Genomic DNA, 9133 nt, shown 5'->3' with positions numbered 1-9133 from the left:
CCAATAGTCGAGCCCAGCTGACCAGCGCTTTTCCTCATTCTCCTGGAAGCCGGAGAAGCCATTGACGCGAAGCTGACTGTAGCGGACGACGGGCTCAATCTTCGCGACGATCGGATTGTCGGAAATCCCGGCGAGCCGATAGGCTGCCTGAACATACCAGTTGTTCCATGTCGTCCTGGGAATGTCGGTTGGCAGGAGATCACCCGGGGTCAAGGCACTGGTGATCGCATCAAGGCGCGAATGGATATATTCACCGCGGATATCCCAATAGCCCTTCGTGAATGCGAAATCACCGCCGATCAGCGCATAGTCTGCTTGCGAAACCGTGCCGGACACGGCCTGCATTCCTTTGATCCGTGCATGCATGCCAGACAGGCCGAGTTCGAGATGGGGTATGGGAAAGATGCTCACACGCCCGCCGAAGGCCTTGTCGGAATTGTCGTCACCGCCGAAACCTTTGAGAACCGGTCCAGCATCGCCCATGCGCGGCCCGTTGCCGACGAAGGCGGCATAGGTCGCCTTCATGGAACCTACCGGAAAACCGCCGCGAACCATGATGCCGATATCGGACAAGGGCTCATCACCGCCGTCTTCGACGAAACCGACCGGCCGCGTTGGCAGCTTGTTGATCCAGGGCGTGTGCAATGATTGCTGGAACTGGCCAACGGGCGTCAGAAACTTGCCGGCGGTGACCGTGAGCCATTTGTTCACCAGGAAGTCCAACTGGGCATATTCGAGGGAGGTGTCGGTTTGACCGTCCGACGTCGAAGACACTTCCATATGTCCCTCGAACAATAGCCTGTCCCCATAGCTTGCTAGGAAGATCGGCAGGAATTTGGCTCCCCCGAATGAGCTGTGCGAACCGGGGGCGTCGTTCGCCGAAAAATCAGCGACCACCGAGCCGGTGAGTTGAAACTGAATCAGCGAATTGTCGTCAGGCGGCGTACGATTGACCGCAGCAACCCTCGTCACGTCACTTTGCGTCTGATTTGCCGTGCTCTGGGCCTGCGAGGCATCGCTTTCCGCCTTCGCTGTCCTGCTTTCGAGTTGGGCAAGTTGGGCCTTGAGAGCTTGCAGTTCCTGCTCGGCTTGCGCCGCTTGCCTGACTTGCGCTTCCAGCGCTTCCACGCGCTTTTCCAGATCGGTAATCGAGGGTTGGGTCTGGGCAATCGCCGGTATTGGCCCGATCAGCACGAATCCTGCCAAGGGTATGGCAATGAACCTGGAAAGCTTCGCGCTCCGGCTCTCCCCGTCATCCAGATTCCTGTGCCGGGCAAGCCGGTTGGTGTCAATTCCGTCCGATCTGGTGCACATGTTGTTCCCTGTGGGGTCTGGTCTGGGTTAGCCTCGCGATCGAAGCTCAACTCAGTTTGGGAATCTCATGCCGAGGCCAAGCGGTCCTTGATCTAGGTTAGAGAATTTGGCTACCCCCTCACGAAGCGCGAAATTGAACAAGTATCAATCGGACAGCCGCGCATAGAGACCGTCCGGACCGGGCATAGCGATCACTTCGCGACGCCAATCACGGATCTGGTTTAAGCCAGGATAAAGTGCAAGCTTGGGGTCGTTGAAAAAGCCCCGTTATCGTCGATCTGCGGCGGATGGCCTGCCAATGTCACGAGTTTTGCGACTGGACCGCACGATCAAGCGATACCGAAGCTGTTCAGCAATTTCCGGCGCGTATGGGTGTTCAAAACCACGTAAATCAGCGCAATCAGGGCGGCTGCGAGCCGCTTGAGGTTAATCGCGGTGGCGGTGAGGAATGCCTGGATGCGCATGTTATCGAGGCCGCGCCGCACGGCACGCGCAAGACCATGCCAGGTTTTGGCTTCGCCATGGACGCCTTCGACCCGCCAACGGTTACGCTGATAGAGCCGTTCTTCTCGCTCACCCCACCGTAACCGTTTACGCCGCGCCCGTAGCAATGATGGGTGATTGACATTGAACACGACCACACGGCCATAACGTGACGGGCTGACACAGCGGGTTTTGAGCGGACATGCCGCGCAATCTTTGGCATTGGCATGAAAATGCTGAAACGCTCCGCGCTGAAGCTTGCCCCTGGGGTGCAGGATCTTGCCTCTCGGGCAGCGAGCGATGTTGTGACGCGCATCGAACTTGAAGCGACGGGTGGGAATGACCTTGCCCGGCGGCGGCTCGGCCTTGGCCGGAACCACACCTTCGATCTCGCGATCCTCAAGCGCGCGGAAGACTTTGGCATAGGCATAACCGGCATCCATTGTGGCAACCGCCATCGCCGCGCCGGTCGTTGCGGCGATGGCATCAAGCCGTGCGGCCACAGCCATACCCTCGTTCTCCTCACCGGTCGCAACCTCGACATCGACGATGACGCCGGCGGCATCGTCCACGGCGGTGTGCTGTTTGTAGGCCGGCTCAAGTCGGCGGTTGCGGCCGTTGGTCGCCATGGTCGCGTCGGGATCGGTGACGCAAACCTTCTTTGACCTGCCCTTCTTGCGATCGTCGAAAAGCGTTTCGTCGTTCGCCTCGGTGACCGCCTCGACATGTCGAACAGCCAGCGAGTCCCAGCTGACATGGGCTCGGATCAGCGAGGCGTCGATATGGACGACTTCCCCGGTCGCGATCCTGGCCGCGACGCAGGCCTGAACCGTGCGCTCGAATATCAGGCGGAAACGCTCTGCCCCCCAGCGTTGACGAATGCGCGTCAGCGAAGAATGATCGGGCAACGGCTCATGTAGCGCGAAACCGCAAAACCAGCGGATCGCCAGGTTCACCTGCGCCTCGCGCATCAGCCGGCGGTCATGCACGATACCAAGCAGGAACCCGGCGAGCATCAGCCGGACCGCAACCTCGGGATCGATACCGGGACGGCCATTGTCAGCGCAGTAAAGGTCGCTGACCTCGTCGCGCAGCCATCTCAGATCGAGAACCCGGTCCACCCGCGCCAGGACATGATCGTCCGGGATCAGCTGACGAAGCGACCCCGTAATGAAAAGCTCAAGCTGACCCCGCTCCTTGCGACCAAGCATGATGCCATCTCCCACTGCCTCGACACAGTGATGAGGTGGACGGCCCCCGACCCAACGGCATCGATTCGTGCCAGGATGATGCTGTCAGCGACCATCAACGGGAAGGAGCCGTCCGCATGCAGATTACCACGATTGGCCTCGACATCGCCAAGAACGTTTTCCAGCTTCACGGGGTCGATGACGCCGGGCAGCCGGTATTGCGCCGGAAGGTTCGGCGGGATCAGCTGCTGGCGGTGCTTGGCGGCTTTGAGCCGTGCCTGATTGGCATTGAGGCGTGCGCGACTGCACATTACTGGGCGCGACAGCTTCAAAGCCTGGGCCATGAGGTGAAGCTGATGCCGCCCGCTTATGTGAAGGCCTATGTAAAATTATGCGAAGGTGCGCATAACTTCACTAATCACGAGGTGCCCATAATGCGGAGGAGCGCTGCCTGATTGGCGGATTTCCGCCGTTTCTGTCCATGTTTCCTCCGCATTATCTTAGAGCGTGTCCAGCCAGGCGAGCACACTTGCATCGCGCTTCCACGATGGCTGGCCGCCGCGCATGTTCGGAACGGCAACCTTCTCCAGTGCCTTTCGCTTTGTTTCCAGATTGGCCCGGGCATAGTGGTTGGTCGTATCAAGGCTCACATGACCGAGCCAGCTTCGGATCACTGTAACGTCGACGCCCGCTGAGATGAGATGCACGGCGGTGGCATGTCGGAAGGCGTGGGGCGTAACATGCTTAGCCCGCAGTGATGGCACGGTTATGGCCGCTGCCTTCACGTAGGCGGCGAGCTTGAAGCGGACCCCTGAGGCGCTGAGCGGCTCCCCATAGCGGTTGACGAACAGTCTCTGGTCCGGCGCCCGTGGTTGCCGTTCAAGCAGCTTCTTCAGCAACATGGCTGTTTCCGGCCAGAGCGGGCAGATACGTTCCTTCCGCCCCTTGCCGATTAGGCGCACGCAGTTCGGGCTTTCGAACCGGATCGCTTCGGGGCACAGGTCGAGCGATTCCTGTATTCGTGCGCCGCTGTTGTAGAGGAACGAGAGCAGCGCATGATCGCGCATGCCCTCAACGGTCGAACGGTCTGGCTGAGCGAGGATCGCCGTCACTTCCGCCGGATCCAGATAGCTCGGTTCCGCCAGCGGAGCCCGCTTGATCGGGATATGGAGGATTTCGACGCATTGCGCGATCGACGCGGGATCCTTGGTGGCCACGAAGTGGAAGAAGCTCCGGATCGCGGCAAGCCGGCAGTTGCGCGTGCCGATCGTACCGCCGCGCTCGTGTTCGGCGTGACCGAGGAACGCGGCAACCTCGCTGGCGGCCAGATCGGCCAGCGTGATCGTAGCCACCTTCTTTCCAGCACGCTGCGCGATGAACCGCAGTAACAGACGCCAGGTGTCACGGTATGATCGAACCGTATGGATGGACGCGTTACGCTGCTCGACCAGCCATTCGTAGAAGAACGCGCGCAGCAGGTTCGGGAACGGGTCGGCCTTGCTCATGGCTGCGCCTCCTGTCCCAGGCTGAGGCATTGTGCGCCAACTGCCCGGAACCGCTCATTTGCGTAATGCAGCAACTCCTGCGTCACGGTGATGTAGACCAGGGTAGAGTTGATATCCCGATGGCCGAGATAGGTCGCGAGGAACGGCAGGCGATCCTGCGGATTGGTGCCCGTTCGGTACCATTCGAGGATTCTATTCACGACCATCGAGTGACGCAGGTCATGCACGCGCGGGCCTGCTTTTCCTTGCGATGGTTTCAACCCGGCGCGGCGTATGACGTCGGAGAGCAGCCACGTGATCATTTCCGGCGTGTAATGGCCATCGCCGCGCTCGTGCCAGAACAGACCGGAACGCGCGTCCTGTGATGCACCGGCCCGCTGCCGCGCATCGACGTAGGCCCGAAGCTCCACTAAAACGCTGTCGGGTAGCGGCAAAATGCGGGTCTTGAAGAACTTCGTCTGCCGGATGGTGATGGTACCCGACTGCAGGTCGACGTCACCAAGATCGAGACGGGCAAGCTCGCCGCGCCGCAAGCCCGCGCAATAGGCGAGGAGCAGCATGGTGTACATGCTTTGCGGGCGAAGTGGTGCCCGCGGCGACGGGTAGTTTCGTGCGACATCGAGCATCCGCCGCACGTCGGCAGGCGAGTAGATATGGGGCTTTCGCCATTGTTTCGCGGCCTCCTTCCTCGGTCTTGGATCCGGTCGCCGCATAGGTATCGACGGGTCGCGGTGACGAAGGATTTTCGCGAACACGCGTTGGAGCTTTTCACATTCCTCCACGTGGTGCCTCGTGACATTCGTTGCCGCCCATCGATCGATCATGGCGCTAAACGGTTCGGCTTCCGGTCCCGGATGCAACTGCAGGAACCGGTCGAACCGCAGGAGCAACAGGGGCTGCGATGTGTATTTGTATCCTCTGCGCCGCATCATCGCGACATGCTCGACCATCATTTCGCCCAGCACGCTGCCGAACGGTCTGGGCTGGCGCAGTTCGGCAAGAGCCTGATCCGGATCTCGCGACGCCAAGGCCTGCCAGATCGGCATACACTGCTTGATACTGCATTCATCGCGCAGGTCGGCGACGGGATTGCATTGGAGCGCGCCGATTTCCACCAGGCGTTCGAGGAACCGATCAACGATGCGGGTGCGGTGCAAGAGCGTGGCCGACGCTCGGCGCACGGCCGATTCTCGAAGCCAGACCAGCAGCACCTCCTGATCGAGCACGTGGTAACGTTCGGCGACATCCTGGAAGCCGTGCAAGACCTGGGCGTAGCCGGTTCGGCTTTTCGTGCTGTGCAGATCAAGGCTCGCAACAAAGCGGTCAATGATCGCGCGGTCGGGATCGGGCCAGCGGGCGCTCATGGCAGCAACTCCATTCCCGGCACGTCGAGCGCAATGGCCCTGAGGTCTTCGGTCGCAAGCTTGAGGTAGGGCGCTGTCGATCCTGTCGAACGGTGTCCGAGCAGGTCTCCGATGACCTTTTGAGGAACAGCGGCCCGCAGCATTTCGACCGCGCGTGCATGACGGAAGATATGGGGGCCACACTTACCAGGCGGTTGGACGCCAGCGTCACGGAGCCGCCGGCGAACCGCACTGTAGAGCTTGTCGAGCATGCGATAGGGCGCACGCGTGCGGATGAAGATTTCCCTGGTGTCGGTCTCGGGACGCCCAGAACGCAGATAGGCAAGTACCGCTTCGCCGACCGGCGCAAGCAGAGGCAGCAATGTGCTGGCTCGCGTCTTGTTGTGACGAACGTGGATGGTTTCCGTTCGCCAGTCGATGTCCTCGATCCGGAGATGGCGGATCTCGCCTGACCGCAATCCATAAATCGCAAGGAGTTGCAGGATTGCATGGTCCCGCAACCCTGCCGGTGTTTTGTCCCTCTTGGCACTCTCCAGCACGGCGATGATCTGTCCGCGGTCGAGGACCGAAGGTACTCCTTCATATGCATATAGCATTGGCGCTATCACGTGCCCCGACAGGTCCGTCGCGACGCGACCTGTGATGTGGAGGTAGCGTAGCAGTGAGCGAAGCCGTTCCGCCACGGACTTCAGCGAGCAGCGCGTCAGTTTCGGCGCGCGCAAATCCATATAACGGTCAACGTCAGTGACGCTCAGACCCGCCAAGCCGTCGATTCCGTGATCGAACTGCCAGGCAAGGAAGTTCCGGGCCTCCCATATTAACGCTGCGATGCTCGCGCGAGCCAACCCACGCTCCTCACGCAGCCAGATTTCGTATTCGGCGCAGATTGAAAATCGGACCTCATCGGCCGCGCAAGTAGGCTCGATAGCTGGTGGCCATTGGCCGTGAACAAGCCGGAGCAGCGCGTGAATGCCGGAGCGTGGAACCTCGTGCCAGCGCGCGCTGGGGCGTCGACCACGCTGCTTTTCGAACAGAGCGATCACGTGCCGCAGATATCGCTCAACCTGCACGTCAGTCGCGTTCGAGACCGGGATGCCCCGCTGTTCCAGATCATCGAGAAATCCCGATGCGTAGGTGCAGTAGTTCCTCACCACGACCGGGCTGTATCGTTGGCTGACAAGCGAGAAATTGAGCGCAGCGATGAGTTCGTGACGGTTATCCGGCATTGGCGGCTCCTCTGTTGGTCGATTGACCCGCAGAGGTTCGGCACGGAATAATGCAAAGCAACCGGTCCCTAAGACGGCGGAAATCTGCCAATCAGGCAGCGCTCCTCCGCATTATGGGCACCTCGTGATTAGTGAAGCGGAACAAGAACGACGCGGCCGATGCCGAAGCGATCTGCGAAGCGGTGAGGCGACCGACGATGCGCTTCGTTGCGATCAAGTCGGCGGATGCCCAGAGCGTGCTCATGTTACATCGTGCGCGCCACCTGCTGGTCCGGCAGCGGACCGCCCAGGTCAGTGCGCTACGCGCGCACCTGGCCGAGTACGGGATCGTGGCGCCTAAAGGCTGCGCTCATGTCCGCGGACTCATCGACACTCTCAAAGCGGGCGACGCAGCGATACCAGAACTGGCGCGGCAAACGCTGCTGCTGATCGCCGGCATGATCGATGGATTGAGCCAACAGATACGTCAGATCGAGATCGAACTGATGGCCTGGCATCGCGCCACCGCCGCGTGCCAGCGCCTGGAGACGATTCCCGGTATCGGCTTCATCACCGCCACCGCGCTCGTTGCGACCGTCAGCGACGCCAGCATCTTTCGGTCGGGTCGCCAGTTCGCCGCTTGGCTGGGGCTCGTGCCAAAGCAACATTCTTCTGGCGGCAAGGAGCGGATGGGCGCGATATCGAAAATGGGAGATCGCTATCTGCGCCATCTCCTCGTCGTCGGTGCAACCGCCGTCGTCCGCTACACCCGCCGCAAGGCAACGACCATCAGCATCTGGGCAAATCAACTGCTCGAGCGAAAGCCAGCGAGACTGGTGACAGTCGCGGTCGCCAACAAGATGGCGCGGATCGCCTGGGCGGTCATGGTGCGGAACGAAAATTATCGCGCAGGGCCGAAGATCGCCTGAACGCGTAAACCAGTTTGGGCAGGAGAGAACGACACGCGTGATGCTTATCCGGGGCTTGCCGGGGATGGGAACAACCTGAGTGATTCACCGCGCATCATAGCGCGCCACAGTGATGAGGATCCTGTCCACCGACACCATCATGGCCAGCGGCCTTTTGCGCCGCGCGAATAGGCCGGACACATGAATGAACCTGACCCGGCTCAGATCAACGCGTCAATTTTCCCCTTGCCCAACAGGGGTCGTCCACACATGAATCAGAACGGTGCGACTTTTTCAACGACCCCAAGCTTGCACCTGATGCCACGCGCCCCGACTGCACGGAAGATCGCCGACCCGGACCCATTCTTCTCGCTGTGGATCAAGAGTAGTTCAAGGCGATCAGTTCGTGTCCTGTCCGGCTTGAAATCGTCGGGCGACTTCCGGCTTCGGTCGGTTCGCAAACTTTCCGGTCGCTCCTGCTGAACGCCGATCGGAGTCATGACGTTGGGCAGTCTTGGAGTTCAATCTCCATCAAAGATTTCTCCAGGGCGGCGCCCTAGCTTGCGCGACCGTGGGCAACGACAGGCCTCACGAACAACTCGGGAAAGGAACGTATTATGACAGCCGATTCGATTGCCCTGACAGGCAACTCTATCGTCTGGATCGTGGGTATTGCCATCGTCGCAGTGTATTTGGCGAGCGCGATTCGTATCCTGCGCGAATATGAGCGAGCTGTGGTCTTTACCCTCGGCCGCTTCGCCGGCGTCAAAGGCCCAGGACTAATTATCGTCTTTCCATTTCTACAGACGTTGGCTCGCGTCGACCTGCGTACGATCGTCCTAGATGTGCCAACCCAGGACCTTATTTCGCGTGACAATGTCTCAATTCACGTCAATGCCGTTATCTATTTCCATGTGGTCGACGCGGAGCGCGCCATCATCCAGGTGGAGCAGTATATCTACGCTATGAGCCAACTCGCGCAGACCACGCTGCGCTCTGTCCTTGGCAAGCACGATCTTGATGAGATGCTCGCTGAGCGCGACAAGCTGAACACGGACATCCGGGCAATACTCGATGGCCAGACCGATGCCTGGGGCATCAAGGTTTCGAATGTCGAGATCAAGCACGTCGACATCGACGAATCGATGGTTCGTGCGATCGCGC

The 9133-nt window shown here is 60.3% G+C and carries 7 protein-coding genes and 1 pseudogene; 3 read left to right on the top strand and 5 right to left on the bottom strand.

Annotation, left to right across the window (positions count from 1 at the left end):
* Both NN5_RS23060 and NN5_RS23055 read right to left on the bottom strand, forming a co-directional pair.
* The coding region (locus tag NN5_RS23060) for a porin (RefSeq protein WP_169801045.1) at window positions 1-1128 on the bottom strand (1128 nt) is incomplete at its 3' end.
* Window positions 1129-1643: 515 nt separating this feature from the next.
* Window positions 1644-3008 carry an IS1182 family transposase gene (locus NN5_RS23055; protein ID WP_051010057.1) on the bottom strand — a complete coding sequence of 455 codons (1365 nt, stop codon included), beginning with the start codon at window positions 3006-3008 and terminating at the stop codon, window positions 1644-1646.
* A gap of 116 nt (window positions 3009-3124) precedes the next feature.
* On the opposite strand from NN5_RS23055, the pseudogene NN5_RS23050 reads away from it, so the two are divergent.
* Window positions 3125-3376 (top strand): annotated as a pseudogene (locus NN5_RS23050) (IS110 family transposase); the annotation flags it as partial.
* A gap of 111 nt (window positions 3377-3487) precedes the next feature.
* On the opposite strand, the gene NN5_RS23045 reads toward NN5_RS23050, so the two are convergent.
* From NN5_RS23045 to NN5_RS23035, 3 genes are read right to left on the bottom strand one after another with little or no spacing between them, the layout of a single operon-like run.
* Complete coding sequence (locus NN5_RS23045) at window positions 3488-4492, bottom strand: site-specific integrase (protein ID WP_013833427.1); 1005 nt, start codon at window positions 4490-4492, stop codon at window positions 3488-3490.
* On the bottom strand, window positions 4489-5856 hold the full coding sequence (locus NN5_RS23040) for a tyrosine-type recombinase/integrase (RefSeq protein ID WP_013833426.1): 1368 nt from the start codon (window positions 5854-5856) through the stop codon (window positions 4489-4491). The genes NN5_RS23045 and NN5_RS23040 overlap by 4 nt, the downstream gene beginning before the upstream one ends.
* Window positions 5853-7082 (bottom strand): site-specific integrase, encoded by a 1230-nt coding sequence (locus NN5_RS23035; RefSeq protein WP_013833425.1) that lies wholly within the window; start codon window positions 7080-7082, stop codon window positions 5853-5855. The genes NN5_RS23040 and NN5_RS23035 overlap by 4 nt, the downstream gene beginning before the upstream one ends.
* Window positions 7083-7213: 131 nt before the next feature.
* On the opposite strand from NN5_RS23035, the gene NN5_RS23030 reads away from it, so the two are divergent.
* Together NN5_RS23030 and NN5_RS23020 are read left to right on the top strand one after the other, a co-directional pair.
* Entirely contained in the window at window positions 7214-7990 is a 777-nt protein-coding gene (locus tag NN5_RS23030) for an IS110 family RNA-guided transposase (RefSeq protein ID WP_013833423.1), read from the top strand.
* Between the two features lie 596 nt (window positions 7991-8586).
* On the top strand, window positions 8587-9133 hold a 547-nt coding region (locus tag NN5_RS23020; protein WP_067738821.1), incomplete at its 3' end, for an SPFH domain-containing protein.

It is taken from the genome of Novosphingobium naphthalenivorans NBRC 102051, from assembly GCF_001590985.1.
GTDB lineage: Bacteria > Pseudomonadota > Alphaproteobacteria > Sphingomonadales > Sphingomonadaceae > Novosphingobium > Novosphingobium naphthalenivorans.
The sequence above is the reverse complement of the archived record's forward strand: the minus strand, read 5'-3'. Positions and strand labels throughout refer to the sequence as shown.